Source organism: Corynebacterium sp. ACRPS (assembly GCF_022346005.1).
Lineage (GTDB): Bacteria > Actinomycetota > Actinomycetes > Mycobacteriales > Mycobacteriaceae > Corynebacterium.
The window spans coordinates 20,595-45,192 of sequence record NZ_JAKRMY010000017.1 but is presented as its reverse complement, the minus strand read 5'-3'; the positions used below and the strand labels follow the sequence as shown (position 1 = coordinate 45,192).

Here is a 24,598-nt window from a genome sequence, read left to right as displayed (position 1 = left end):
TCGGGATGGTCAGCCCCGTCGATTTCGAAAACCACACCAGCCTAACCACCAGCAGAAAAGAAATCGCTGCCTAACCACTAGGTAGCTCCACTACGTGTCCACGATTTGCGGGCAACCCCACACGGTCTAATTACCGGACAGATGGGCGTTACGCTCGGACTCCAGCCGGATACGAATGCCACCTTTGTGGGCTACCAGGCCTTCCCATTTGCCGTGTCGAAATATTCTGACTCTTCTAACGAAGGATATAACCGCACCGCAGCTAAGATTCAGCAAATCCAGAATGACTGCCCAAATAGCAAGATTTCCTTGGTCGGCTATTCCGAGGGAGCAGATATTTCCGCACGCATCATTAACGATGCGGCGCACGGGCGCGGACCACTTGATAAAGAAAGGTTTGCATCTGCAGCCCTCTATGCCAACCCGTACCAGGGTGGCAATGGTGCTGCGCAATATCACGATGACATGTCCAATGCGACCGGCGCTCTAGGCCACCTCGACGGTGGGTACGGCGAACTGGGGTCTGACGTGTTCGAGGTTTGCAACCCGCAGGATATTATTTGTAACTACCCAGAGGATTACCTGGGATTGGTATCCCCGTCCATGGAGGTGGACGCAGCACACGGCAAGCTGCCTTTGCAGCAGATCGTAGGTGAGGCCTCTCACCATGGCGCAATGGATAATATAAACCTGCTACGCGGACAACTTGCCCATATGCAGTACGGTGGGGCGGAATTTCAGGCAGGTATCGATTGGATCAATAACCACTAACCAGAAAAACTCATAAAAATATCCCGCATAGTTTAAAATTATGCGGGATAATTTCTTTCTACTTACTGCAGAGCGTGGCCGATAAACTGGCCATAAGCTGCGGTGCCGTGGGCATTAAGGTGCAGTGGTAGGTTGCCGGGAGCTGGTGGTACTGGGTCAACGAGGTTAACCCACCAGCGGTCTGGCGAGCACATGTCATGTCCTTCAGACATGGGCTGTGCATCTAAGAAGGTTGCGCCGTTTTGCTCGGACACTTCGCGCAGGGTGTTTTGGAGGCGCTGTTCTGTGTCAGAGACGGCTGCGATGGGTAGGGGAATGATCGAAGAGGTCAGGCAAGTGGAGTTGCCGCGGGTCACGTGCGGGTAACCTACGACAGTCACCTTGGCATTCGGTGCGTGCTGGTGGGCTACATCGAGTGCGCTGCGGAGACCACCGCGAATCGCGCGGTCGGAGGCTGCGATATCCGTTTTGTGGGGGTAGGTGTCATTAGCGCCGGCAACGATAACGACATTTTTGGTCTCGTGGTTAAGGTTGCCGTCTTCTGCTGCCTTGCGGAGAGAGTTATCGACGTGAACGCCTCCAGTGGCTAAAGAAGCACCTGCGCATTGGTACTGGTCAACGTGTGCACCGGAAACATTGCTCATCTCAGTGGCAATGGCATTATCGGTAACGCAGCCCACTCCGGTATTGGCCGTTTTATGCGCCTTGTTCAGCGCATGGTCAGCGACGGTTGGGTTGGCTACAATACTGTCACCAACGAGAACGGTGTTTCCTGGGACTGCAGCTGTGGCAACGGTGCTCGTGCCCGCAAGTGCTGTAATGAAAGTGGCAGCCGCGGCGAGCTTATTAATACGCTTCACTTTTACTCCGAGTTTACTTTCTGGGAATAGGGGAGGTGAGGCCTAGTTCCTTAGGCCATTCGTAATAATACCTGCCATTCCTGTGTGTCCAACATCAGTTGGGTGCATTGGCATCACGGAAGGGGCCGTCGGGGTCTGAGCAATGACTGCCCACCGGTGGTTGGTGTCCGGCTGGCAAGGATCGTGCGTTTTTGCTTGGTTGTGAAGATCGATGAAGTTCACGCCAAGGGAGTCTGCGGCACGTCCGATTTCGCGGTTGAACTCTTCTTCTGCGCGAGTAACACCTGGGATGGACAGTGGCAGCTGCATCCGGTCGTCATTGACCACACAGAGGGTGTCATTAACCGTCATTGGAACGTAGTTGACCATCGTGATGCGTGCATTCGGGGCCACGGATCGAATTTTACTGAATTGCGCGTTCAGCAATCCGCGGTAGCTCGAGCCCTTAGGGATATTTGGGGCGGCGGCGTTAGCCAGTGCATCGACATAGGTGCCAGGCTGCAGGCCGCCATACATGAAGGTGACTTCCTTCGTATCGGGGCCAATATTCCCAGAGCGGACTGCGTGTTCGACGAAGGCAGCTACCCAATAGCTGGTTCCGTTGCACGTGTAGTCCGCCAGGCTGTGACCGAGATTCCGGGCAGTTTGATGTGCCCAGTTGTGCTTGTCGTTACTGCACGTGTTCGGTAGGGGAGTAGAAGCGGAGAAAGGGCTGACCGCTGCGCGATCCCCAGGGGCACCGCCGTTAGCGGAGAAAGAGTCGCCGAAAGTGACCATTTCCTTGCCGTGGGGTTCTGCTGCGTTGGCAGACTGGGCCATCGTCAAGGCAGCACCAAGCGCGAGGAGACCACCGACGAACTTTCTCTTAATGCCGTTAATTCCGACCATAGTTATCCTTTTCAATTCGAGAGAGAATTTACCATTCGGTAAATTATTTATGTACAGCATCTTAATTCGCAGTGGGCCAATTAACTAACTGAAAAACTTTGTCAATTAAAGTGCGAGGCATGTAATTCTAAGTTTTCCGGCCCAACCTGGTGTGCTACCGAAGTAGTTATGCTGGTCAATATGCAGACCTTTGCTAAGCAAGTACGCGATAAAGACCAAGCTGGTGCTGAGGCTGCCGGCCTCCGGTGGTTGGGTGAAGCCACGGATGCGGTAGCCACAGTAATTAGCGCCGACGACAAGGAAATCGTTACAGAACGCATCAACGAGGTAGCGCCCACTGCAGAGGCAGCGCGAAAATTTGGTGCGGAGCTTGCGCGCGTGCACCGTGCTGGGGCGCCGGCTTTTGGCAGCGCGCCGGAGGGGTGGGAAGGAAGAAACTTCATCGGCACCATTGAACAGGAGTGCACGCCCACCGATAACTGGGGTGAATTCTATGCCCAGCAGCGCGTGCTGCCGTTTGCGGAGCCGGCCGGAATCAGTACTGCGCAAAGGGACTTGGTTAAGCGGGCTTGCGATGCGATTGCCGCCCGCAGCTGGGATGTGGCGCCTGCGCGCATCCACGGTGACCTGTGGGCAGGCAACCTGCTTTTCGATGCCCAGGGTGGCATCATGATCGATCCCGCAGCTCACGGCGGGCATCCGCACACTGATTTGGGCATGTTGGCGCTATTCGGCGCGCCCTATATAGAGGAAATCTTCCGCGGCTATGGGGCGCCGAAAGATATTGAAACCTGGATTCCCATGCATCAACTGCACCCACTAGCTGTGCACGCGCTGACCCACGGCTCGGCCTATAACCGGCCGCTGGAGCGCGCGGCACTCGCCACGCTAGAGGCGCTGGCTTAGGCGGTTGGCCCTTGCGGCATCTGGCGCTTGTGGATGCCGCGGTGCCACAGGGTCTCGATGCGCTCGCGGGCGGCATCGGGAACCGCCTTGCCCTCTAAGTAGTCATCGATGTGGGCGTAGGTGACGCCGAGCGCCTCTTCATCGGGAAGCTGCGGCTTATCGTCTTCTAAATCCGCGGTGGGGACCTTGGACCACGTGGACTCTGGCGCACCTAAGTGCTTGAGCAATGCCGCGCCTTGGCGCTTATTTAGCCCGGCCAGGGGGAGTAGGTCTGCCGCGCCATCGCCCCACTTGGTGTAGAACGCGGTGACGTTTTCCGCTGCGTGATCCGTGCCCACAACCAGCGCGCCCACCTCGCCGGCGATGGCATATTGCGCGGTCATGCGCAGGCGCGCCTTGGCATTGCCGCGATTGAAATCGTTCAAGGAATCCTGGTTCACCGCACGGGCGACCTCGTGGCTCAGCGCTGCGGTGGCCGGTTGAATATCAACGGTGAGCCGGTGATCGGGGCGGATGAAATCGAGGGCGATCTGGGCATCGTCCTCATCCGCCTGCGTGCCGTGGGGCAGGCGCACGGCCCAAAATTCGGCGCCTTCTACCCGCTCTACTGCCAGCTGGGTGAGCTTTCCCGCCAGGGTGGAATCCTGGCCGCCGGAAATGCCCAGCACGTAGCCTTTGGCATGGGTCGTTTCCAAGTATTCCACGAGGAAATCTACGCGGCGGGCAATTTCCTCTTCTGGATCGATAAAGGGGCGTACATCCAGCTGTTTTATGATGGATTGTTGCAAGTTTTCGGCATCGGGTGACATGACGTTCATCGTAGTCTCCTGACACAATTGCGTGCTGTGAATAAAGAAAGTTATGTCAAGGTAGTTGCAGCAATTGCCGCCCTTGGCGGTTTATTATTTGGTTATGACACCGGCGTGATGTCCGGTGCTTTGCTGTATATCACCCCGGAATTTAATATGACAGCCCACCAAGAGGGGTGGGTAACCTCCATGCTGCTGGTGGGTGCCGCAGTGGGTGCTTTGACCGCAGGCCGCATTGCGGACCGGTTTGGCCGCCGCTTTACGCTGATCGCCGGCGGCATCATCTTTGTTTTGGGCTCCATCTGGTGTGCGCTGGCGGGGTCGGTGACCATGCTGGCCACGGCCCGTACCTTCCTAGGCTTTGCCGTTGGTGCGGTATCCATTGTTTCGCCCATGTATATCTCAGAGATGGTGCCGGCCAAGATCCGCGGGCGTATGGTCTCCCTGAATACCCTGTTGATCGTGGTAGGCCAGTTGTTGGCTTACTTGGTCAACTCGGCCCTCGCGCCCACGGAAAGTTGGGAATGGATGCTGGGGCTTGCGGCCGTACCGGGCGCGGCCCTCGCCGTGGGCATGCTCTTCTTGCCAGAGACCCCAGTCTGGCTTGCCACGCACAATAAGATGTCGCGGGCCCGTGAGGTCGCAGGCCGCGCCGGGATGGACCTGGCGGAGCTTACCTCCCAGGAAACGGCGCGCCGCTCCAGCGGCTCCGAGTGGAAGGCGCTGAAGGCCAATCGCTGGATGCAGGTGACGGTATTGCTCGCCATGCTGATGGGCCTGACCCAGCAGATCACCGGCGTTAATGCCATCGTCTACTTCGCTCCCACCATGATGAGCCAGGTTGGCATTTCTACCACCAACTCGGTCTATACCTCGATTGTCATTGGCGTGGTATCCGTTATCGCCTGTTGGGTGGGCCTCAAGGTGGTCGACCGCATCGGCCGCAAGCGCCTGCTGCTCATCGGCCTGACCGGCAACGTGATTTCGCTATTCATCTTGTCCGTGGCATACTCGCACGCCGCCGATTCCACCACGATGGCGATGGTCTCGCTGGTATTTATGGCCTCGTTTATTGCCTTCCAGCAAGCGGCGGTCTCGCCGACGACCTGGTTGCTCATCTCGGAGCTCGTGCCCCTGCAGGTACGCGGCTTGGGCATGGGCATCGCCGGGCTCTCGCTGTGGGCCACCAACTGGGCCGTGGCCCAGTACTTCCTGCCGCTGGTGGAGTGGCTCACCGGCCCGGTGGCCTTTGGCGTCTTCGGCGTACTGGGGCTCATAGCCATCGGCTACACCCGCATTTTGGTGCCAGAGACTATGGGACGTAGCCTGGATGAGGTAGGCGAGGAGATGAAAACCCGTTACTCACGGGAATCCGCACCCCATTAAGCCCTAGTGTTTTGGTCTTAATGGCCGCGTGAGGTAAAATTATTCCTCGTGTCATGGCTGGGGATTCCCAGTCCGTGCTTTATTTACTCAACCGCATGTAGATTGCGCATAACGAAAGGAGCGCCCGATGAAGGTCCGTAAGTCCCTTCGGTCGCTGAAGAAGAAGCCGGGCGCCCAGGTTATTCGCCGCCACGGTAAGGTCTTCGTGATCAACAAGAAGGATCCCCGTTTCAAGGCTCGTCAGGGTTAATTGAAACTTAAGGAAGTCCGCCTCCTCCGAGTGTTCGGAGCGGGGCGGACTTTTCGTTTTCTACGGTTCGACGCCAGAATGTGAACTTTGCCACATGTTTAGGTGAACAGAAGGTAAACCTGCAGGAATGGCAGGCGTGTAGTTTCACGGTTGGGTGCCGCGGTGGTCAACATGTGGGGTCTGACCCCAGGCCCTCCTGGGAATATCATGGATGTAACTACTATATGTTGTGTCAGTTGCGGTCAATTCCCCCAAAGTATAGTGTCGTTGGTGTCGCTCAGAGCGGTGCAGGAAGTGGCCTGAAAAGGGGTCAGAACCTCCGCTTTTTAAGAGCAAAAGCTATCTCGCAAAAGGATTTTAGGGAGTTATTATGTCTATCACCGTCTACACCAAGCCTGCCTGCGTTCAGTGCAACGCCACCAAGAAGGCCCTTGACCGCGCGGGCCTGGATTACAACGTGGTAGATGTCACCGTGGACGATGAGGCCCGTGACTACATTATGGCTTTGGGCTACGTCCAGGCACCCGTCGTGGAAGCAAACGGCGAGCACTGGTCGGGCTTCCGCCCTGACCGCATCAAGAACCTCGCAGCGCTTGCCGCCTCTGCGTAAGCAGCCGAGGAGGGAGGTGCCGTCATGTTGGTCGTGTATTTTTCCTCTACTACGGAAAATACGCACCGGTTCGTGCAGAAGCTAGGTTTTCCTAGCGCACGAATCCCCCTGCGCCGCACTGATGAGCCGCTAGTGGTCAATGAGCCTTACGTCTTGGTGTGTCCCACCTACGGCGGGGGAGCCTCCATAAGTCACCAAAACTCCCGGCCCGTACCGGTGCAGGTAATTAGATTCTTAAATAATGAGCACAACCGCAGTTTTATCAGAGCGGTAATCGCCGGCGGAAATAGCAACTTCGGCGCCGATTTTGGCAAAGCTGGTGACGTTATCAGCGCCAAATGTAAGGTGCCTTATGTGTATCGTTTCGAATTGCTCGGCAACGATGAAGATATAAAAATTTGTCGCGAAGGCCTGCTGGCTAATGCTTCCCAGTTGGGACTGGATGAGGCAGCCTAGCCGCGGTGCGACACACTTAATAGAATCCTGATTTTAAGAAAGGCCGCGTCAGCTGTGAGTACGCAATTGGGAAAGACCGTAGCAGAGCCAGTATCGCAGGAAGAGCAGCTGGATTACCACGCGCTCAATGCCATGCTGAATCTCTACGACGGAGACGGCAAGATTCAATTTGATAAGGACCGCGAGGCCGCCAATCAGTTCTTCTTGCAGCACGTTAACCAGAACACGGTCTACTTCCACGACTTGGAAGAAAAGATCGATTACCTGGTGCGCAATAAGTACTATGACCCAGCGGTCATTGAGGCTTATGACTTCGAGTTCATCAAGTCCCTATTCAAGCGCGCCTACTCTTATAAGTTCCGCTTCAAGTCCTTCCTTGGCGCCTATAAGTACTACACCAGCTATACGCTGAAGACCTTCGACGGCCGCCGGTACTTGGAGCGCTTTGAGGACCGCGTCTCCATGACGGCGCTTTTCCTTGGTGATGGCGATGGTGAGCTGGCTGAGCGCCTCGTCGATGAGATCATGACCGGCCGCTTCCAGCCGGCTACGCCGACCTTCCTGAACGCCGGCAAGCAGCAGCGCGGCGAATTGGTTTCCTGCTTCCTGCTCCGCATCGAAGACAACATGGAATCCATCGGCCGCTCCATCAACTCTGCGCTGCAGCTGTCCAAGCGCGGCGGCGGCGTGGCCCTGCTGCTGTCTAATATCCGCGAATCCGGCGCGCCGATTAAGCACATCGAGAACCAGTCTTCCGGCGTTATTCCGGTGATGAAGATGCTGGAGGATGCATTCTCCTACGCCAATCAGCTGGGTGCACGCCAGGGTGCGGGCGCGGTGTACCTCAACGCCCATCACCCGGACATCATGAACTTCCTCGACACCAAGCGCGAGAACGCGGATGAAAAGATTCGCATTAAGACCCTGTCCTTGGGCGTGGTGATCCCTGATATCACCTTCGAGCTGGCCAAGAACAACGACGATATGTACCTGTTCTCGCCGTACGACGTCGAGCGCGTCTACGGCAAGGCCTTCGGCGATATCTCCATTACCGAGCACTACGAAGAAATGGTCGAGGACCCGCGCATCCGGAAGAAGAAGATCAACGCGCGCCACTTCTTTCAAACCGTGGCAGAGCTGCAGTTCGAGTCCGGCTATCCGTACATGATGTTTGAGGATACGGTGAACCGCGCCAACCCGGTTAAGACCTCCCGGATCAACATGTCCAACCTGTGCTCGGAGATCTTGCAGGTCAACTCCGCTTCCGAGCTCAATGCGGATCTTTCTTATGACCAGGTGGGTAACGATATTTCCTGCAACCTGGGTTCGCTGAATATCGCCATGACCATGGATTCGCCGGACTTCTCCCAAACGGTGGAAACCGCGATTCGCGGTCTAACCTCGGTGGCGGATAAGACCTCCATCGATTCCGTCCCGTCCGTGCGCAAGGGCAACGATGACTCGCACGCCATCGGCTTGGGCCAGATGAACCTGCACGGTTACTTGGGCCGTGAGCACATCGAGTACGGCTCCGAAGAGGGCTTGGACTTTACTAACGCCTACTTCGCGGCCATCATGTACGCCGCCCTGCGCGCTTCTAATAAGATCGCCCGCGAGCGCGGCACGACCTTCACCGAGTTCCCCGAATCCGATTACGCCAGCGGCGAGTTCTTTGATTCCTATGATCCGGCGGAGTTCCAGCCGCGCACCGAAAAGGTCAAGGCTCTTTTCGATGCCTCCTCTATCTACACCCCCACCGCAGAGGACTGGGCGGAGTTGAAGGAGGACGTCGCCAAGCACGGCCTCTACAACCGCAACCTGCAGGCGGTGCCGCCGACGGGCTCGATTTCCTATATCAACAATTCCACCTCGTCGATCCACCCGATTGCCTCCAAGATTGAAATCCGCAAGGAAGGCAAGATTGGCCGCGTGTACTACCCGGCATCGCATATGGATAACGACAACTTGGAGTACTTCAAGGACTCGTACGAGATTGGTTACGAGAAGATCGTTGATACCTACGCTGAGGCCACCAAGTACGTGGACCAGGGGCTATCGCTGACGCTGTTCTTCAAGGACACCGCCACCACCCGCGACGTGAATAAGGCACAGATTTACGCTTGGCGCAAGGGCATTAAGACCTTGTACTACATCCGCGTGCGCCAGATGGCCCTGGAAGGCACCGAGATCGAGGGCTGCGTTTCCTGCATGCTCTAAGTGCGGGCGCGGTCCAGGATAGCGCGGGAGGTGCGCTCGGCGGCTTCGGCCTCGCCGGCGTCGATCTCCCGCGCTAAATCCATATGTAGCTGCGTCGTGCCGCGAATCGGATCCCGCTTGCGGGAACCAAAGACGGATTTGCCCTTCAAGATGGCCAGCAAGGCTGGCGCCAACGCGGCGATCATCTCGTTGCCGGAGGCCTCCAGGATGAGGGTATGGAATTGCAGGTCGGTTTCGAGTTCTTCGCCTACCCGTGGGGAAGGGGTGGTCTCGAGCTCGCTGAGCCTTTCTGCTAGCCGCAGCAATTCGCGGCGCTGCTGCGGGCTAGCATTGCGCGCGGCAAGCTGCGCCGCCACCGGCTCGATGCCAAGGCGCAGCTCGTTGAGGCGCGCGACCTGTTCCGCGCGCGTTCTATCGTGGCCCAGCCGCCACGAAATGACGGCGGGATCATAGACCGCCCAGCTGCTGCGCGGCAGCACCTTAAGGCCCACCCGGCGCCCAGAAGAAACCATCCCTAAGTGCTCGAGGGTGCGCATGGCCTCGCGCGCCACGGTGCGGGAGATGCCAAAGCGCTTTTCGATGTCCCCAAGGCGAAACCGCGTGCCTTCCGCCATGTCCCCGCTGACGATATCCGTGCCCAGCTGGTCTACTACAGGGCCTAAAAGGGGAGTGGTTTCTGCCATGGCGCGGGCGTCCTTTCCTGGCTGTGTAATGCGCTTTTATTATAGACGCGGTGCGGCGGGATGAGGTAGGGCGGCATTGGGTATGCTGGGACTCGAAATTCTACACAGTGAAGCATTGGAGTGACATCGCGTGTCGCACGAATACGATGACTACGTTGCTAGTCATGACAGCCCGGTAAAAGCTATCAACTGGAATACCATCCCCGATGACAAAGACCTCGAGGTATGGGAGCGGTTGACCGGTAACTTCTGGCTCCCGGAAAAGGTCCCAGTCTCTAATGATCTCCCCAGCTGGAAGACGCTGACGGAAAAAGAAAAAGAAACCACCATGCGGGTCTTTACCGGCCTGACGCTGCTGGATACCATCCAGGGCACAGTCGGTGCGATCTCCTTGCTTCCGGATTCGCAGACCCTGCACGAGGAGGCGGTATATACCAATATCGCCTTCATGGAGTCGGTGCACGCCAAGTCCTATTCCAATATCTTTATGACCTTGGCTTCCACCCCGATGATCAATGATGCCTTCCGCTGGTCCGAGGAAAACGAGAACCTGCAGAAGAAGGCCAAGATCATCCTGGCCTACTACAACGGTGATGACCCGTTGAAGAAGAAGGTGGCCTCCACGCTGCTCGAGTCCTTCTTGTTCTACTCCGGCTTCTATCTGCCGATGTACTTCTCTTCCCGCGCGAAGCTGACCAATACTGCCGATATCATCCGGCTGATCATCCGCGACGAAGCCGTGCACGGCTACTACATTGGCTATAAGTTCCAGCAGGAATACAAGAAGCTGGATGAAAAGCGGCAAGAGGAATTGAAGGACTATACCTTCGATCTGGCCTTCGAGCTCTATGACAACGAGATCGACTACACCGAGGATCTCTACGACGAGCTGGGCTGGACCGAAGACGTCAAGCGCTTCTTGCGCTATAACGCCAACAAGGCCCTGAATAACCTGGGCTTTGAGGGCCTCTTCCCGGCCGATGAGACCCGCGTCTCGCCGGCTATCCTGTCCTCTCTTTCGCCCAACGCCGACGAGAATCACGACTTCTTCTCCGGCTCGGGTTCGTCCTATGTCATCGGCAAGGCCGAGGACACCACGGATGATGACTGGGACTTCTAGCCGTTCCTAGTCCCCGCGCACCTTCGCTTCACACTCAACCGAAAGGTTGATAACGAGCGGGGGTGCGTTTTCCGGTTTTTGACCTGCATATCTCGCAACCGCTGTGACATGCGACACCCATACCTAGCCCAAAGAATGTAAACCTTAAATGATGCCCGCCCCACGTGCTGGGGGTATGTGACGGTTGTGGTTATTGGGGGGGATACCCCCAAGCTGAAAGACCTTTAAGAGAAGCTGGCAAGAACAGGGGAAAATGTCCTAATATAATCGAAGTAAACCTAGGTGTAGGTGGACCCGGTCCGCTGACACTTTGTTATTCAGGAGGATTCTATGACCGCTGTGGCGCCACGGGTCGACGATTACGTCGCTCCCACACGTCCAGAGCCGACCGGTAGGGAAAAGACCGGTTCAAAGGCTTGGGTATTTTTAACCACCACCGACCACAAGCAGCTGGGCATCATGTACTTGATCATGGCCTTCAGCTTCTTCTTCCTCGGTGGCTTTATGGCATTGCTGATCCGTGCGGAGCTTTTCACCCCGGGTCTGCAGTTCCTGTCCAATGAGCAGTTCAACCAGCTGTTCACCATGCACGGCACCGTGATGCTGCTGCTGTTTGCTACGCCAGTTGTCTGGGGCTTTGGTAACTACATCCTGCCCCTCCAGATTGGCGCGCCGGACGTGGCCTTCCCGCGTCTGAACGCCTTTGGTTTCTGGGTGACCCTGCTCGGCGGTATCGTCATGCTGCTTGGCTTTATCACCCCTGGTGGTGCGGCTGACTTCGGCTGGACCATGTACATGCCGCTTGCCGATGGCGTACACACCCCCGGCATCGGCGCCGATATGTGGATCGTCGGTGTGGGCGCTACCGGTGTCGGTACCATTGCCTCCGCCATCAACATGATCACCACCATCTTGACCCTGCGCGCACCGGGCATGACTATGTTCCGCATGCCGGTCTTCTGCTGGGGCGTCTTCACCGCCTCCGCCATCGTGCTGATGATCTTCCCGCTGCTGACCGCAGCCGCCTTGGGCGTGCTGTATGACCGCAAGCTGGGCGGCCACATCTACGATTCCGCTAACGGCGGTGCCATCCTGTGGCAGCACCTGTTCTGGTTCTTCGGCCACCCCGAGGTCTACGTCCTCGCGCTGCCGTTCTTCGGCGTTGTCTCCGAGATTGTCCCGGTCTTCTCCCGCAAGCCGGTCTTCGGCTACATCGGCCTGGTCTTCGCCATCCTGGCTATCGGCTCGCTGTCCATGGCCGTGTGGGCACACCACTTGTTCGTCACCGGCGCCATCCTGCTGCCGTTCTTCTCGTTCATGACGTTCCTGATTGCGGTGCCTACCGGTGTGAAGTTCTTCAACTGGGTCGGCACCATGTGGAAGGGCCACATCACCTGGGATACCCCGATGATTTGGGTCATGGGCTTCATGGCTACCTTCCTCTTCGGTGGTATGACCGGTGTTATGCTCGCTTCTCCGGCGCTGGACTTCCACTTGGCTGAGTCCTACTTCCTGATTGCGCACTTCCACTACACCCTGTTCGGTACGGTTGTGTTCTCCGCATTCGGTGGCCTGTACTTCTGGTTCCCGAAGATGACCGGCCGCATGCTGGACGAGCGCCTAGGCAAGATTCACTTCTGGCTGACCTTCATCGGCTTCCACGGCACCTTCCTGATTCAGCACTGGGTCGGCAACATGGGTATGCCACGTCGCTACGCCGACTACCTAGAGTCCGATGGCTTCACGGTCTTCAACCAGATTTCCACCATCTTCTCCTTCGTTCTCGGCGCCTCCGTTATCCCGCTGGTCTGGAACGTATTCAAGTCTTGGCGCTACGGTGAGGTCGTTACCGTGGACGACCCATGGGGTTACGGCAACTCCTTGGAGTGGGCAACCTCCTGCCCGCCTCCAAGCCATAACTTCGTCTCCCTGCCACGCATCCGCTCCGAGCGTCCGGCATTCGAGCTGCACTACCCGCACATGGTTGAGCGCATGCGCGAGGAAGCTCACGTGGGCAAGCACTAAGCCCGCACTTTAACTCCTGACTACAGCCGCCTTCCCAAGCCTCTCAGAGGTAGGGAGGGCGGCTTTGGCGTGTGTGGGATAATGGCCGGTGTGAATACTCAAGCTGAAACCATGACCATTACTAGCTTCGGACCGGACGAGCCAGGGGCGGCCGCCGCTTTCTTTACCGCGGTGGCTGATTTCTCTGCCCCGCTTGCCGATGTCCGCCTCGCCACCCACTCCAATCACCTCACCCTCACCGCGCAGTGCGGTAACGCTGCCCTAGAGGAACGAGTGCGCGAGGCCATGGCGCCCTTCGGGCACGAGGTGTCCGTTGCGCCAAGCTATGCCGTCGCGCTCATCGGCGCGGAGATTACCGCAGAGGACATTAGCGCGGTGCAGGAGACCGTGAAAGGGGAGACGTTTCGCATGAGCCGGATAGCATTGGATTCCCTTTCTGCGGTGGAACTTACCGTGGCGCTCGAAGACGCAGACTCGGCGCGGCAGGCGCTGCGGGAAGTGGGAGAGGACCGTGGCATAGATATCTCCCTCGAGAGCTTGGGCAATCGCGGTCAGCGCTTGGTGTGTTTCGACTGCGATTCGACGCTGATTGAAGGCGAGGTTATCGAGATGCTCGCCGCCCACGCGGGCAAGGAAGCAGAAGTGGCCGCGGTGACCGAGCGCGCCATGCGCGGCGAATTGGACTTTGAGGAGTCCCTGCGCGAGCGCGTCGCGGTGCTTGAGGGGCTCGATGCCTCCATCATCGATGAGGTCGCCCGCGATATCGAGCTGACACCCGGCGCTAAGGAAGCGATCGGTACCCTCCACCGTCTGGGCCACCGCACCGCCGTGGTCTCGGGTGGCTTCATTCAGGTACTCGAGGGCCTTGCCACAGACCTCCAGCTCGATTACGTGCGGGCTAATACCTTGGAAATCCGCGATGGGAAGTTGACCGGCAAGGTGATTGGGCAGGTGGTCGACCGCCAGGCCAAGGAGGATTTCCTGCGCGAATTCGCCGCCGATTCCGGAATCGGGATGGAGTCCACCGTCGCGGTGGGCGATGGAGCCAATGACATCGCCATGGTCACCGCTGCCGGGTTGGGTATTGCCTTTGACGCGAAGCCTGCGCTGCGAGAGGCCGCTGATGCCTGCATCACCCCGCGCCGCCTCGACGCTGTCCTACCGATGCTGGGGATTGCCGATGACTAAGTTCGAGATAGCCCATCAGCGCCTCGTCGCCGCCTGCACGGCTCGTGATTCCCACGAGGATCCCGCTGACCCGTCCACCGTGCAAGCGATGCAGATAGTCCTCCACCTCCCCAAGCAGGATCCCCCGGCGCGCAGCGAGGTGCTCGCCGCGGCCGCTCGCGCCGTGGTGGCCACCTGCTTGGATGACCGCGCCGGCGAGGATGGCGCCTTCGCCGCGGCGCTCGCGCAGTGGTACGGCCACCGCATCCGCAAGATCGCCCGCCGCGCGCGCAATAAAGCGTGGCGCGATGTGCAGCTGCTTCCTGGCGTGACCGTTGATGACCGCGCGCGTGCTTTTGCGCCCTCGGCGGTGAGGGAGGTAGATCCGCTGATCAGGAAGCTGCAGATCGGCCATACCGATCTCGCAATGGACGAGCCAGGGCCTCCGCTTGCCGATGCCCCCATTATCTACGTCGACCGCAGCCTCGCCATGACCGCGGGCAAGGCCGCCGCCCAAGTGAGCCACGGCTCGATGATGCTCGCCGCAGCTATGAGCCAGGAGGAAGCCGCAGCCTGGGCAGCAGAGGGTTTTCCGCTTTCCGTTCGCGAGGTGGACGCGGAGGTATTTGGCACTGCCTGCGCGCAGGAGGACGCCGTGGTCATCATCGATGCCGGGTTTACCGAGATCGCCCCCGACTCGGCTACCGTGTGTGCGCTGCGGCGACCAATCGCTTAAGTGCCCCGCGCACCGTCTCCGGGTTCGTGGTTTGCCAGAACTGCGGCATGGACGCTTTGAGGAATGCGCCGTAGCGCTTGTACTCCAGCCGGTTATCCAGCACGGCGACGACCCCGCGGTCCGTTACGTGGCGCAAAAGCCGCCCCGATCCCTGTGCCATGAGGAGGGCCGCGTGATTGGCGGAGACCTCCATGAACCCGGAGCGCCCGGCGGCATCGGCTGCTTGGGATCGAGCCTGCAGCAGCGGGTTATCGGGCCGCGGGAAGGGGATGCGGTCAATGAGGACCAGCGAGCACGACGGCCCCGGCACATCCACGCCCTGCCAAAGCGTCAAGGTGCCAAAGAGGCAGGAGTTTTCCTTCGTGGAGAACTTGTCCACCAGCGTGCCGATGGCATCTTCGCCCTGCACATACAAATCAAACGGCAACCGCGGCGCCAAGGCCTCCGCGGCTTCTTCCGCCGCACGGCGCGAGGAGAATAACCCCAGCGTGCGCCCGCCGGCGGCCATGATGAGCTCGTATATTTCCTCCAAGGTTTCAGAGGACAGGCCATCGCGCCCCGGTGCCGGGAGGTGTTTGGCGGTATATAAGATGCCGGATTTTGCCGGTTCAAAGGGCGTTCCCGCATCGAGAGTGTCATACGTGCCGGACGGTAGGCCCCATTGTGCTGCCATGGCGTCGAATCGCCCGCCTAGGGCCAGCGTGGCCGAGGTAAGCACCACCGTTTGCTCCCCAAATAGGTTCTCGCGCAGCATATGCGCGATAGACAGCGGCGCGACGGCGAGCGTATCGGTGCCCTCCAGCCACACGACATCGTCCTGTGCGGCGGGATCGTCGGTGGCGAAGACCTCCAAGATCCTCCCGATCGCCTCGGCCAGGTCCGTGAGGTGATTACTTAAGTTTTGGCGCTCGGCATTCTTTTCGGGGTCATCGTTGGCCTCGCCTTCTGGGGCGCGGGAGATGAGGGATTTGACGCGCAGGAACTCGTCGGCAAGCGCGCGCAAATGCGCCTGCGACGTCTCATCCAAATCCGTCCACCTGCCGGGCTCCTGCACGCGCAGCAGATCATCGAATTCATCCGCCAACTCCGCCAGGTTGCCGGCATTGCCCAGTGACTTTGCCCGGTTCGCCGCCATCTTAATGGAGCGGGAAGTAATCTCCGCCGTGGACACGGAGGTAATGCGCCCATCGAGCTCGTGGGCCTCATCGATGATCGCCACATCGTGGTCGGGCAGGATATTGGCCTCAGAGATAGCGTCGATGGCGAGCATGGCGTGGTTGGTGACGATGATATCGACATCGGCAGCCGCCCGGCGGGCCTCTTCGGCGAAGCAATCCGCACCGTGCGGGCAGCGCCCAGCCCCCAAGCACTCATTCGAGGTCACCGATACCGCCCGCCACACCAAATCCGGCACGCCGAAGTCTAAATCGTCCCGGTCACCGGTTTCGGTCTCCTGCGCCCAGTCGTGGATGCGGCGCACGGCCTTGCCGCGGTAGGAGATATCGGACTCATCGATAAGAGCCTCCGGATCATCCGGGGTGGCCGCGATCTTATTCAGGCATACGTAATTATTGCGGCCCTTCATGATGGCGAAGGTGGGGGTGCGCTCCATGACATCGGCTAGCGCCTCCGTCAGCCGCGGGAGGTCGCGCTCCACCAACTGGCGCTGCAAGGCCAGCGTGGCGGTGGAGACGACGACGGTGGAACCCGAGTTCATTGCATGCCGGATAGCCGGAACCAGGTAGGCCAGGGATTTACCCGTTCCCGTGCCCGCCTGGACGGCGAGGTGGCGCTCGGATTCCAAGGCCTTGGATACCGCGTTTGCCATGCGAACCTGGCCGGCGCGGCGGGAGCCGCCGAGCGCATCCACCGCCGCGCCGAGCAGCGTTTCCGTGTCGTGGTTTAGGGGATCATCTGCGGGGTCACTCACCCCACACAGTCTAGCGACCTAGTCCTTAAAGCCCACCATTCGCGTGGGCACGGCGGCGTCGTCGCGCGAGAGCGCCAGGCCCTCCCATGGCAGGGTCTTGCGGGCCTCGTCCAGGTAGGTGCGGGAGGCCTCAAGATCGGGCAGGTCCTCCACGATGTGCCCATCGCGCATCAAGGGAATGGTCAACTCGCGGGTGGTCAGCTGGCCCGTATCCGGCGCGTCTGCGGCGAAGGGGTAGACCACCTCTTCTACCGCCACGCCGGAAGACCGGTAGGTGCGCAGCGCGCGCTTGGCTCCGCCCACCGATTGCTTGGACGACGAGCGCTTGGCCACCGGGACCCCGTCGACCTCGACGACCTTGTAGACCATGCCCGCGGTCGGGGCACCGGAGCCGGTGACCACGGAGGTGCCCACGCCGTAGACATCGACGGGATCGCCGCGCAGACCCGCGATGGCAAACTCGTCCAAATCGGAGGAAACAACGATATTGGTATTGTGATTGCCTAGCTCATCGAGCTGCTTGCGCACGCGGCGGGTCACCGCGCCCAAGTCACCGGAATCGATGCGCACCCCGCCAAGCTCCGGGCCACCGACCTTGACCGCGGTCTCGACGCCCTTGGTGATGTCATACGTATCCACCAGCAGGGTGGTATCGATGCCCAGGGTATCGATTTGCGCGCGGAAGGCCGCCTCCTCATTGCTCGTGCCATCCGGGTTCGTATGCGCCAAGGTCCAGGCATGGGCGGCGGTGCCAGATACCGGGATGCCGTAGCGGAAGCCGGCCTCCAGGTTGGAGGTGGCGGTAAACCCGGCGAGGTAAGCGGCACGGGCGGCGGTCACGGCCGCGTACTCGTGGGTGCGGCGGCTGCCCATCTCCAGAATGGGGCGGCCATCGGCGGCGGTGACCATGCGGGATGCGGCAGAGGCGACGGCGGAATCGGCGTTGAGGATAGAAAGCACGATGGTTTCGAGCACCACGCACTCGCCAAAGGTGCCGCGCACCGTCAAGATAGGAGAGTTGGGAAAATACAGCTCGCCTTCGCGGTAGCCGTCGATCTGCCCGGAAAAACGCCAGTCGCGCAGGTACTTGCGGGTATCTTCATCCAGGAAATCCATCTGTTCCAGCTGCTCGGGGGAGAAGCGGAAGTCTTCCACCGCGCGCAGCACGCGGTCGGTGCCGGCGACGACGCCGTAGCGACGCTCATTGGGCAGGCGGCGGGAAAAGACCTCGCAGGTCACGTTGCGGTGGGCGGTGCCATCGCGAAGCGCGGCTTGCAGCATGGTGAGCTCGTATTTATCCGTGAGCAAAGCGGTGGAGCGATCGATAGGGCGTGCTATGTCATTCATGAGCCTGATACTACTCACAGGTTAAGAAGCTTTCAGCATACCCGGGCCACCACCCTAGTGAGCTGTGGGGAGACCCAATGCCCAAAATGCCAGCGAAAAATGATTAGGCTATAAGGCATGAAGCCGCAAAACCCCGAAGTCCGTATGAGCTCTCCCATGGCCACGCCCGACTTGGATGAAGGAATCGAAGTTGATGTGGCCGCGAGCGAGAACCTGCCGTGGATGTGCATCGTCTGGGACGATCCCGTCAACTTGATGAGCTACGTGTCCTACGTATTCCAAACCGTTTTGGGCTACGACAAAAAGCGGGCCAACGAGCTGATGATGCAGGTCCACACGGAGGGCAAGGCCGCCGTGTCCAGCGGCGAGAAGGACAAGGTTGAGGCGGACGTTAAAAAGCTCCAGATCGCGGGTCTGTGGGCGACAATGCAACAGGCAGGGTAGATAGATGCAACCGTGGAAAAAGAAGAAATCGCTCATGCGCGGGTCCAAAATCACGGCGGTATTCGAGCCCATGGAGCGCGAAGTCATCGGCAACCTCACCGCCACCGTCTCTGAGGCGATCATCGGCCGCGCCCAGTCCGCGCCGAAGGATGAGCTCGCGGAAATGCTGGACATGCCCACCGGCCATACCGAGGCCCCCGAGGATCCCTCCCTGGCGCGGCTGTTCCCGGACTTCCAAAAGCCCGGCGATGAGGAATACGACGGCGACGCCTCCCTCTTGCGCTCGCTGCACGAAAACGACATCGCGCGGGCGAAGCTGCAGAACCTGCAGGTCATCGGCAATGCGCTGGGCCCCACCGGCGGGGTAGAGGTCTCCATTTCGGAGCAGGAAGCCCAAGCCTTCGTGGCGGGGCTCAATGATCTGCGCTTATACGTCGCGGCTGGGGACGCGACCGACGAAAACCTCATGACGGACCGCGATACCTTGGTGGAATGGCTGGCCTATTGCCAGGATTCCCTGCTGGAAGTGTTGATGGATTAATGATTGACGGCATTAGCATTGGCCATTTTTCCGCCGAGGACACTGGTGCCACCGTGCTCTACTGCGGCCCGAAGGGCGCGCTAGCCAGCGTGGATGTGCGCGGCGGCGGGCCCGGTACGCGCGAGACCGATCTGTTGCAGCCGCACAATACCGTCGAGCGCGTCCATGCGATCGTGCTTGCGGGTGGGTCCGCCTTTGGCTTGGCCGCCGCGGATGGCGTCATGCGCGAATTGGAAGCGCACGGGGTGGGTTTCCCCGTCTTTGGCGAGGACAAGCCCGGCCCGCGCGTGCCCATTGTGCCGGCGGCGGTGATTTTCGATCTGCTGGCGGGCCCTTCTCGCCCTGGGCCGGAGGATGGCGCGGCGGCGCTGCGGGCGGCAATGGCCGGCCACGACGACACGGTGGGCACGGTCGGCGCGGGCGTGGGCGCTACGGCGGGCAAGCTGCGCGGCGGCTTCGGCCTGGCCACCCGCAAGGTGGGAAACTACGAGGTCAGCGCCGCGATGGTGGCCAATCCCGTGGGCGAGGTCATCGACCCGCACTCCGGCCGCCTCTACGGCGCGCCGGGCCGCACGCCGGTCAACGCGGACGCCTACCGCGACCTGCCGCACGCTGCCGCGAAGCTGAATACGACGATTGGCGCGGTGCTTACCGATGCCCCCGTTACCACCGCCCAAGCCCAACGCCTCGCCATGACGGCCCACGACGGGATTGCGCGCGCCGTTCGGCCCGCGCATTCGCCGCTGGACGGAGATACCATTTTCGCCTTGTCGACGGCGCAGGAACCCGCCGAGGTGGACAAGATCCAGCTGTGCGCTGCGGCAGCCGACGTGGTGGAGGAGGCCATCGTCACCGCGGTCACCGCCGCACGCCCTGGCCTGGGGCTTCGCGCGTATCGCGACTTGCTCGGCTAAGATATTGCCCATTATGACTATGGGTGGAACTTCACGTAATCAGCTGGCGTCGACCAGCACGAACAACCGCGGCCGTGGCCGCATCAGCACCGGCCTATCCTTGGCCCTGGGGTTCCTCGCAGTGGAGTGGTCGGTCCACCTCATCAACGCCGTCGTCTTCGGCGGCGGGCTGTCCAATTACGGCATCCGCCCGCTCGACGTGGATGGCCTGTGGGGCATTATCACGGCGCCGCTCTTGCACGGCAGCCTGGAGCACTTGATGTCCAACTCGTTGCCGGGTGCCCTGTTTTGCTTCCTCATTGGCTTGTCCGGGCGCAGGGTGTGGTGGGAGGTCACCTTGATCACCACCGTGGTAGCGGGCCTTGGAACGTGGTTCTTGGGCGGGGCCGGTACCTCGCATATCGGCGCGTCCGGGCTGGTCTATGGTTGGCTGGCCTACCTCGTGGTGCGCGGCGTCTTCAATCGCTCCCTGCTGCAGATCATTTTGGGCATTATCCTGGGCTTTTCCTATTCCGGACTGATTTGGGGCGTGCTGCCCGTCGCCGAGGGTATTAGCTGGCAAGGCCACCTCTTCGGCGCCCTGGGCGGCGTACTGGCCGGTATGTTCATCACCTCCGATGATCCGGCAAAGGCAGGGAGGAAATAATGCCTAACGCATCGTCTCCCATCGGCATCTTTGACTCGGGCGTCGGCGGGCTGACCGTGGCCCGCGCGGTGATGGAGCAGCTGCCGCAAGAATCCGTTATTTATATGGGCGATACCGCCCACGGCCCCTACGGGCCGCGGCCCATCTCGCAGGTGCGGGCCTTTTCCCAGGATATTGCCGATAAGCTGGTAGAGCGTGGCTGCAAGATGCTCGTCATAGCCTGCAATACCGCCACCGCAGCCTTCCTGCACGATGCCCGCGAGCGCTACGATATCCCCATCGTGGAGGTCATCCACCCGGCCGTGCGCCGCGCCATGTCCACCACGCGCAATGGCAAGATTGGCGTTATCGGCACTGAGGGCACCATCAAATCCGGCGCGTACCAGGACCTTTTCGCGGTTAACCCCAATGTTGAGGCGGTAGCCGCCGCCTGTCCGGACTTCGTGCCCTTTGTCGAGCGCGGGATTACGGCAGGCCGCCAAATCCTCGGCGTCGCCGAGGGGTACCTTGCGCCCCTGCAGGCCCAGGGCGTGGACACCTTGGTGCTGGGATGCACGCACTACCCGCTGCTTACCGGTATCATCCAGCTCGCCATGGGCGAAAACGTGTCCCTGGTGGCCTCCTCAGAGGAGACCACGAAGGACGTCATGCGCCTTCTTACGGAAACGGACATGCTCGCCCCCGAGGGCAACCAGCCGGTCCATTCCTTCGAATCCACCGGCGATCCAGAGGTCTTCGCCCAGCTGGCCACGCGCTTTTTGGGCCCGCAGATCGGCTAAGACAGCCGAATTTCCTCCCCCTTTTTGCGCGCGGTACCAGCATTCGGTCCGGATTCATGGAACTATTGGTTCCATGAAGCTGACCATCCTAGGCTGCTCCGGTAGCGTACCCACCGCAGACAATCCTGCCTCCGGCTATGTCGTGTCCTTCGACAATGCACCGTCCATCATCCTGGATATGGGCTCGGGCACGCTGGGCCAGCTAGCTCAACTGCAGGATCCGTGCGATGCCCACGTAGCCTTTAGCCACCTGCACGCGGATCACTGCGCGGATTTTCCCTCCCTCATGGTGTGGCGCCGCTTCCATCCCACCGCCCCGGCAGCCTCGCGCAACTTCTGCTTCGGCCCGTCTGCCACGCCGACGCACTTGGGCCGCCTGTCCTCCGACGAGGTAAATGGGATCGACGATATGTCCGATACCTTGGCGTTTAGCCCGTGGGTGGCGGGGGAGCGCCAGCTTGTCGATGACGTCTTTATCACCCCCTTCCCCGTCAACCACCCGGTAGAGGCCTATGCGCTGCGCATCGAGCACGCCAAGACCGGCCAGACCATTACCTATTCCGGCGATACGTCTTATACGCCTGCGCTTGTCGATGCCGCCCGGGGCGCCGATCTCTTCCTCTGCGAGGCCACCTGGGGTGCTTCCTCCGAGGGCATGGCACCCGGCATGCACATGTCGGGCGCGGAAGCGGGGCGCGCGGCGCGGGAAGCGGGCGTTGGCACGCTGGTGTTGATCCACATCCAGCCCTGGGGCGATGCTAAGGCCACCGTGGCGGCGGCGCGGGAGGAATTCGACGGCGAGATCGTGCTGGGTACTGCGGGCATGCAGTTCTAAGTTACGCTGGAGGGCATGACTGAATTTACTCGTGCCGATGGGCGCGCGCTCGACCAAATGCGCAGCGTCCGCATTACCCGCAATTTCACCACCAACCCGGCCGGATCCGTCTTGGTGGAATTTGGCAATACCCGCGTGATGTGCACCGCCTCCGTCGAACTCGGGGTGCCGCGTTTCAAGCGCGATTCCGGCGAGGGCTGGCTAACCGCCGAGTACGCCATGCTGCCATCCGCCACCCACGACCGTATGCCGCGCGAGTCCATGCGCGGCAAGGTCAAGGGCCGCACCCACGAGATTTCCCGCCTAGTCGGCCGCTCCCTGCGCGCCGCCGTGGACTTGGAGGAGCTGGGCGAAAACACCATCCAGCTCGACTGCGACGTGCTGCAGGCCGATGGCGGCACCCGCACCGCCTCCATCACGGGCGCCTACGTTGCGCTTGCCGATGCCATCGCCCACCTCAAGTCCGAAGGCGTCGTCCCCGGCGAGCCGCTGCTCGATCCCATCGCCGCGGTGTCCGTGGGCATCATCGACGGCGAAATCTGTCTGGATTTGCCCTATGAGGAAGATTCCCGCGCCGAGGTGGACCTCAACGTGGTGATGCAGGAATCCGGCGACTTTGTAGAAATCCAGGGCACCGGCGAGCACGGCCTCTTTGGCCGCGAGCAGCTCAACGGCATGCTGGATGTGGCCCAGAAGGGCTGCAGCGAGCTCATCGCGGCGCAGAAAGCGGCGCTGGGATGGTAATCCTCGTCGCATCCGGCAATCCGAAGAAGCTGGCCGAGCTCGATCGCATCCTGTCCGAGGCCGGCATCGAGGGCGTGGAGCTGCGCCTGCTTTCCGAGGTCGAACCCTACCCAGAGCCCGTCGAGGACGGCCGCACCTTTGCCGATAACGCGCTCATCAAGGCCCGTGCCGGCGCCTCCGCCACGGGTCTGGTGACCATCGCGGATGATTCTGGGCTGGCCATCGAGGAACTCAACGGCATGCCCGGCGTGCTCTCGGCCCGCTGGTCCGGCGAACACGGCAACGACCAGGCTAATAATGACCTAGTCTTGGCGCAGATGGCGGATGTGCCGGATGATCGGCGCGCCGCTGCCTTCGTCTCCGTGTGCGCCCTCGTGACCCCCGAAGGCACAGAGCGCGTGGCCGAGGGCCGCTGGGAGGGCAAGCTTTTGCGCGAGCCGCGCGGCGCTAATGGTTTTGGCTACGACCCACTCTTCCAACCAGAAGGCGAGTCGCGTTCTGCGGCGGAAATGTCGCCTGCGGAAAAGAACGCGGTCTCGCACCGCGGCCGCGCCCTTTCCCAGCTAGCCCCGTTCATCGCGGAGCTGGCCGGCTAATTAGGCGTTGAGCTGGAATTGCTCCTCGATTTCCTTGCGGCGCTTGTGCTCCATCCAGAAGGACAGGAAGGGCACCACGCCGGCGAGCGCGGTGGTAATCAGCTTGCCGGCGGGCCACAGCGCGCGCGGGCCCAGAATCAGGATGGACAGCAGGTAGGTCATGTACGCGATGCCGTGCACGATGGCGATATAGGTCGCCCATTCCGGGATCTCTGCTCCCATGACGTATTGGAAGAACATGCGGATGACCAGGATGATCAGGAAGATACCGGTCACCGTGGCCGCGATGGAAAAGAACTTCAGCGGGCCGCGGATGCGCGCCTTGCGGTCTGGGTGTACCTGGTTTGTCATGATTTACTTTCTCCTTTTATCTGTTGTGCCTTCGTCGCGTCCCTCTGCGGGGGAACCGCGGCGGCGCCGAGGCTGATTCAACGCATTAAACTCTTCCACATTCAGCTGCGGGCGCTGCGGCAAGAAATCCTCATCGATGGCGGTTTTCTCCGCCGAGTCCCTCACCTCAGAACCATCGGTCGAATTTGTTATTCCGTCGGCGGTTTCGCCGACATTTTCAGAGGCGTTTCCTGAGGCCTGCAGCGAATCCATCTCGCGGGCTTCGTTTTCCGCGGCGAGGCGCTCATTTTCATAGCGCAGCGTGGTGCGATAAGCATAGATCACGAACACGGCAAAAAGCGGCCACTGGAAGGCGTAGCCCAAGTTTTGGAAGGTGCCCGAGCCGGAGCGGAAGCGCGTCCACTGCCAATAGGCGAGGAAGAGGAAAAGCACCACGAAAAATATGACGAGGGCGATGTGCCACCACCGCACCTTCACGCGCCGTTTCTTCTGATCCTCGTGCATACTCACCCCACCCAGCCTACCTATCCACCGCCGCAATACGGAATGCCCCTGGTTTCTTGTTTATCAGCCCGCCGTGTACACTA

27 protein-coding genes are annotated in these 24,598 nt (G+C 60.4%); 19 read left to right on the top strand and 8 right to left on the bottom strand.

Annotated features, from left to right (window positions below):
- Positions 1-141: 141 nt before the first annotated feature.
- Positions 142-771, top strand: a complete 630-nt coding sequence (locus tag MHX65_RS09900; RefSeq protein WP_239269918.1) for a cutinase family protein — start codon at positions 142-144, stop codon at positions 769-771.
- 62 nt (positions 772-833) lie between these two features.
- Here MHX65_RS09900 and MHX65_RS09895 read toward each other — a convergent pair whose 3' ends face one another.
- Both MHX65_RS09895 and MHX65_RS09890 read right to left on the bottom strand, forming a co-directional pair.
- The gene (locus MHX65_RS09895; protein WP_239269917.1) at positions 834-1,631 is read right to left on the bottom strand and encodes a GDSL-type esterase/lipase family protein; all 798 of its coding nucleotides are present in this window, start codon (positions 1,629-1,631) and stop codon (positions 834-836) included.
- A gap of 42 nt (positions 1,632-1,673) precedes the next feature.
- Entirely contained in the window at positions 1,674-2,519 is an 846-nt protein-coding gene (locus tag MHX65_RS09890; protein WP_239269916.1) for a GDSL-type esterase/lipase family protein, read from the bottom strand.
- A 168-nt stretch (positions 2,520-2,687) separates the two neighbouring features.
- Between MHX65_RS09890 and MHX65_RS09885 the strand changes: the two genes are divergently transcribed.
- Positions 2,688-3,425: a fructosamine kinase family protein gene (locus MHX65_RS09885; RefSeq protein ID WP_239269915.1), complete on the top strand. Its 738-nt coding sequence runs from the start codon at positions 2,688-2,690 to the stop codon at positions 3,423-3,425.
- Here the strand turns inward: MHX65_RS09885 and nadE are convergent.
- Positions 3,422-4,243, bottom strand: coding sequence for an ammonia-dependent NAD(+) synthetase (gene nadE / locus MHX65_RS09880; RefSeq protein ID WP_239269914.1), 822 nt, complete (start codon positions 4,241-4,243; stop codon positions 3,422-3,424). The genes MHX65_RS09885 and nadE overlap by 4 nt on opposite strands.
- 27 nt (positions 4,244-4,270) lie before the next feature.
- Here nadE and MHX65_RS09875 point away from each other — a divergent pair, with 27 nt between their 5' ends.
- The 5 genes from MHX65_RS09875 (at position 4,271) to nrdE (ending at position 9,153) form a co-directional block, all read left to right on the top strand.
- Entirely contained in the window at positions 4,271-5,620 is a 1,350-nt protein-coding gene (locus MHX65_RS09875) for a sugar porter family MFS transporter (RefSeq protein WP_023023726.1), read from the top strand.
- 127 nt (positions 5,621-5,747) lie between these two features.
- Entirely contained in the window at positions 5,748-5,870 is a 123-nt protein-coding gene (gene ykgO / locus MHX65_RS09870) for a type B 50S ribosomal protein L36 (protein ID WP_003847162.1), read from the top strand.
- 370 nt (positions 5,871-6,240) lie between these two features.
- Positions 6,241-6,480: a glutaredoxin-like protein NrdH gene (gene nrdH, locus MHX65_RS09865; protein ID WP_005284554.1), complete on the top strand. Its 240-nt coding sequence runs from the start codon at positions 6,241-6,243 to the stop codon at positions 6,478-6,480.
- A 24-nt stretch (positions 6,481-6,504) separates the two neighbouring features.
- Positions 6,505-6,936: a class Ib ribonucleoside-diphosphate reductase assembly flavoprotein NrdI gene (gene nrdI / locus MHX65_RS09860; RefSeq protein WP_239269913.1), complete on the top strand. Its 432-nt coding sequence runs from the start codon at positions 6,505-6,507 to the stop codon at positions 6,934-6,936.
- 54 nt (positions 6,937-6,990) lie between these two features.
- Complete coding sequence (nrdE, locus tag MHX65_RS09855) at positions 6,991-9,153, top strand: class 1b ribonucleoside-diphosphate reductase subunit alpha (RefSeq protein ID WP_239269912.1); 2,163 nt, start codon at positions 6,991-6,993, stop codon at positions 9,151-9,153.
- On the opposite strand, the gene MHX65_RS09850 is transcribed toward nrdE, so the two are convergent.
- Positions 9,150-9,836 carry a FadR/GntR family transcriptional regulator gene (locus MHX65_RS09850; RefSeq protein WP_239269911.1) on the bottom strand — a complete coding sequence of 229 codons (687 nt, stop codon included), beginning with the start codon at positions 9,834-9,836 and terminating at the stop codon, positions 9,150-9,152. The two genes, nrdE and MHX65_RS09850, sit on opposite strands and share 4 nt — an antisense overlap.
- Positions 9,837-9,966: 130 nt before the next feature.
- On the opposite strand from MHX65_RS09850, the gene nrdF reads away from it, so the two are divergent.
- The 4 genes from nrdF to MHX65_RS09830 all read left to right on the top strand — a co-directional run bounded on the left by nrdF (position 9,967) and on the right by MHX65_RS09830 (position 14,884).
- Positions 9,967-10,956: a class 1b ribonucleoside-diphosphate reductase subunit beta gene (nrdF, locus tag MHX65_RS09845; RefSeq protein ID WP_239269910.1), complete on the top strand. Its 990-nt coding sequence runs from the start codon at positions 9,967-9,969 to the stop codon at positions 10,954-10,956.
- A 330-nt stretch (positions 10,957-11,286) separates the two neighbouring features.
- Positions 11,287-12,981, top strand: coding sequence for an aa3-type cytochrome oxidase subunit I (ctaD, locus tag MHX65_RS09840; protein ID WP_239269909.1), 1,695 nt, complete (start codon positions 11,287-11,289; stop codon positions 12,979-12,981).
- A gap of 81 nt (positions 12,982-13,062) precedes the next feature.
- Complete coding sequence (gene serB, locus MHX65_RS09835) at positions 13,063-14,169, top strand: phosphoserine phosphatase SerB (protein WP_239269908.1); 1,107 nt, start codon at positions 13,063-13,065, stop codon at positions 14,167-14,169.
- Positions 14,162-14,884 carry a peptidyl-tRNA hydrolase gene (locus MHX65_RS09830; protein WP_239269907.1) on the top strand — a complete coding sequence of 241 codons (723 nt, stop codon included), beginning with the start codon at positions 14,162-14,164 and terminating at the stop codon, positions 14,882-14,884. Before serB ends, MHX65_RS09830 begins: the two co-directional genes overlap by 8 nt.
- Here the strand turns inward: MHX65_RS09830 and MHX65_RS09825 are convergent.
- Together MHX65_RS09825 and MHX65_RS09820 are read right to left on the bottom strand one after the other, a co-directional pair.
- The gene (locus MHX65_RS09825) at positions 14,850-16,814 is read right to left on the bottom strand and encodes an ATP-dependent DNA helicase (protein ID WP_239269906.1); all 1,965 of its coding nucleotides are present in this window, start codon (positions 16,812-16,814) and stop codon (positions 14,850-14,852) included. The genes MHX65_RS09830 and MHX65_RS09825 overlap by 35 nt on opposite strands.
- Positions 16,815-16,832: 18 nt before the next feature.
- Positions 16,833-18,161: a nicotinate phosphoribosyltransferase gene (locus tag MHX65_RS09820; protein WP_239269905.1), complete on the bottom strand. Its 1,329-nt coding sequence runs from the start codon at positions 18,159-18,161 to the stop codon at positions 16,833-16,835.
- Positions 18,162-18,278: 117 nt separating this feature from the next.
- On the opposite strand from MHX65_RS09820, the gene clpS reads away from it, so the two are divergent.
- The 8 genes from clpS (at position 18,279) to rdgB (ending at position 23,660) form a co-directional block, all read left to right on the top strand.
- On the top strand, positions 18,279-18,605 hold the full coding sequence (gene clpS, locus MHX65_RS09815) for an ATP-dependent Clp protease adapter ClpS (RefSeq protein WP_239269904.1): 327 nt from the start codon (positions 18,279-18,281) through the stop codon (positions 18,603-18,605).
- Positions 18,606-18,609: 4 nt separating this feature from the next.
- Positions 18,610-19,146, top strand: a complete 537-nt coding sequence (locus MHX65_RS09810) for a DUF2017 domain-containing protein (RefSeq protein WP_023029180.1) — start codon at positions 18,610-18,612, stop codon at positions 19,144-19,146.
- On the top strand, positions 19,146-20,060 hold the full coding sequence (locus MHX65_RS09805; RefSeq protein WP_239269903.1) for a P1 family peptidase: 915 nt from the start codon (positions 19,146-19,148) through the stop codon (positions 20,058-20,060). Before MHX65_RS09810 ends, MHX65_RS09805 begins: the two co-directional genes overlap by 1 nt.
- A 13-nt stretch (positions 20,061-20,073) precedes the next feature.
- Positions 20,074-20,706, top strand: a complete 633-nt coding sequence (locus MHX65_RS09800; protein WP_239269902.1) for a rhomboid family intramembrane serine protease — start codon at positions 20,074-20,076, stop codon at positions 20,704-20,706.
- A complete protein-coding gene (gene murI, locus MHX65_RS09795; protein WP_239269901.1) occupies positions 20,706-21,485 on the top strand; it encodes a glutamate racemase in 780 nt (259 codons plus the stop codon). The genes MHX65_RS09800 and murI overlap by 1 nt, the downstream gene beginning before the upstream one ends.
- 73 nt (positions 21,486-21,558) lie before the next feature.
- Positions 21,559-22,320 (top strand): MBL fold metallo-hydrolase, encoded by a 762-nt coding sequence (locus tag MHX65_RS09790; protein WP_239269900.1) that lies wholly within the window; start codon positions 21,559-21,561, stop codon positions 22,318-22,320.
- A gap of 15 nt (positions 22,321-22,335) precedes the next feature.
- Complete coding sequence (gene rph / locus MHX65_RS09785) at positions 22,336-23,064, top strand: ribonuclease PH (protein ID WP_005277773.1); 729 nt, start codon at positions 22,336-22,338, stop codon at positions 23,062-23,064.
- Positions 23,058-23,660 carry an RdgB/HAM1 family non-canonical purine NTP pyrophosphatase gene (gene rdgB / locus MHX65_RS09780; RefSeq protein WP_239269899.1) on the top strand — a complete coding sequence of 201 codons (603 nt, stop codon included), beginning with the start codon at positions 23,058-23,060 and terminating at the stop codon, positions 23,658-23,660. The genes rph and rdgB overlap by 7 nt, the downstream gene beginning before the upstream one ends.
- Here the strand turns inward: rdgB and MHX65_RS09775 are convergent, their stop codons facing one another.
- Both MHX65_RS09775 and MHX65_RS09770 read right to left on the bottom strand, forming a co-directional pair.
- A complete protein-coding gene (locus tag MHX65_RS09775; RefSeq protein WP_005277777.1) occupies positions 23,661-24,011 on the bottom strand; it encodes a DUF3817 domain-containing protein in 351 nt (116 codons plus the stop codon).
- A gap of 3 nt (positions 24,012-24,014) precedes the next feature.
- Positions 24,015-24,515 carry a hypothetical protein gene (locus MHX65_RS09770; protein WP_239269898.1) on the bottom strand — a complete coding sequence of 167 codons (501 nt, stop codon included), beginning with the start codon at positions 24,513-24,515 and terminating at the stop codon, positions 24,015-24,017.
- Between the last annotated feature and the right edge of the window lie 83 nt (positions 24,516-24,598).

Excerpts from the sequence above, each read along its gene's own strand:
- MHX65_RS09885 (WP_239269915.1), top strand. The coding sequence starts at position 2,688 with ATGCTGGTCAATATGCAGACCTTTGCTAAGCAAGTACGCGATAAAGAC.
- ykgO (WP_003847162.1), top strand. The coding sequence starts at position 5,748 with ATGAAGGTCCGTAAGTCCCTTCGGTCGCTGAAGAAGAAGCCGGGCGCC.
- nadE (WP_239269914.1), bottom strand. The coding sequence starts at position 4,243 with ATGAACGTCATGTCACCCGATGCCGAAAACTTGCAACAATCCATCATA.
- MHX65_RS09790 (WP_239269900.1), top strand. The coding sequence starts at position 21,559 with ATGAAGCTGACCATCCTAGGCTGCTCCGGTAGCGTACCCACCGCAGAC.
- nrdI (WP_239269913.1), top strand. The coding sequence starts at position 6,505 with ATGTTGGTCGTGTATTTTTCCTCTACTACGGAAAATACGCACCGGTTC.
- ctaD (WP_239269909.1), top strand. The coding sequence starts at position 11,287 with ATGACCGCTGTGGCGCCACGGGTCGACGATTACGTCGCTCCCACACGT.
- MHX65_RS09890 (WP_239269916.1), bottom strand. The coding sequence starts at position 2,519 with ATGGTCGGAATTAACGGCATTAAGAGAAAGTTCGTCGGTGGTCTCCTC.
- rph (WP_005277773.1), top strand. The coding sequence starts at position 22,336 with ATGACTGAATTTACTCGTGCCGATGGGCGCGCGCTCGACCAAATGCGC.
- MHX65_RS09820 (WP_239269905.1), bottom strand. The coding sequence starts at position 18,161 with ATGAATGACATAGCACGCCCTATCGATCGCTCCACCGCTTTGCTCACG.
- MHX65_RS09810 (WP_023029180.1), top strand. The coding sequence starts at position 18,610 with ATGCAACCGTGGAAAAAGAAGAAATCGCTCATGCGCGGGTCCAAAATC.
- MHX65_RS09850 (WP_239269911.1), bottom strand. The coding sequence starts at position 9,836 with ATGGCAGAAACCACTCCCCTTTTAGGCCCTGTAGTAGACCAGCTGGGC.
- nrdH (WP_005284554.1), top strand. The coding sequence starts at position 6,241 with ATGTCTATCACCGTCTACACCAAGCCTGCCTGCGTTCAGTGCAACGCC.
- MHX65_RS09830 (WP_239269907.1), top strand. The coding sequence starts at position 14,162 with ATGACTAAGTTCGAGATAGCCCATCAGCGCCTCGTCGCCGCCTGCACG.
- MHX65_RS09805 (WP_239269903.1), top strand. The coding sequence starts at position 19,146 with ATGATTGACGGCATTAGCATTGGCCATTTTTCCGCCGAGGACACTGGT.
- MHX65_RS09770 (WP_239269898.1), bottom strand. The coding sequence starts at position 24,515 with ATGCACGAGGATCAGAAGAAACGGCGCGTGAAGGTGCGGTGGTGGCAC.
- MHX65_RS09900 (WP_239269918.1), top strand. The coding sequence starts at position 142 with ATGGGCGTTACGCTCGGACTCCAGCCGGATACGAATGCCACCTTTGTG.
- clpS (WP_239269904.1), top strand. The coding sequence starts at position 18,279 with ATGAAGCCGCAAAACCCCGAAGTCCGTATGAGCTCTCCCATGGCCACG.
- murI (WP_239269901.1), top strand. The coding sequence starts at position 20,706 with ATGCCTAACGCATCGTCTCCCATCGGCATCTTTGACTCGGGCGTCGGC.
- rdgB (WP_239269899.1), top strand. The coding sequence starts at position 23,058 with ATGGTAATCCTCGTCGCATCCGGCAATCCGAAGAAGCTGGCCGAGCTC.
- MHX65_RS09800 (WP_239269902.1), top strand. The coding sequence starts at position 20,074 with ATGACTATGGGTGGAACTTCACGTAATCAGCTGGCGTCGACCAGCACG.
- serB (WP_239269908.1), top strand. The coding sequence starts at position 13,063 with ATGGCCGGTGTGAATACTCAAGCTGAAACCATGACCATTACTAGCTTC.
- MHX65_RS09775 (WP_005277777.1), bottom strand. The coding sequence starts at position 24,011 with ATGACAAACCAGGTACACCCAGACCGCAAGGCGCGCATCCGCGGCCCG.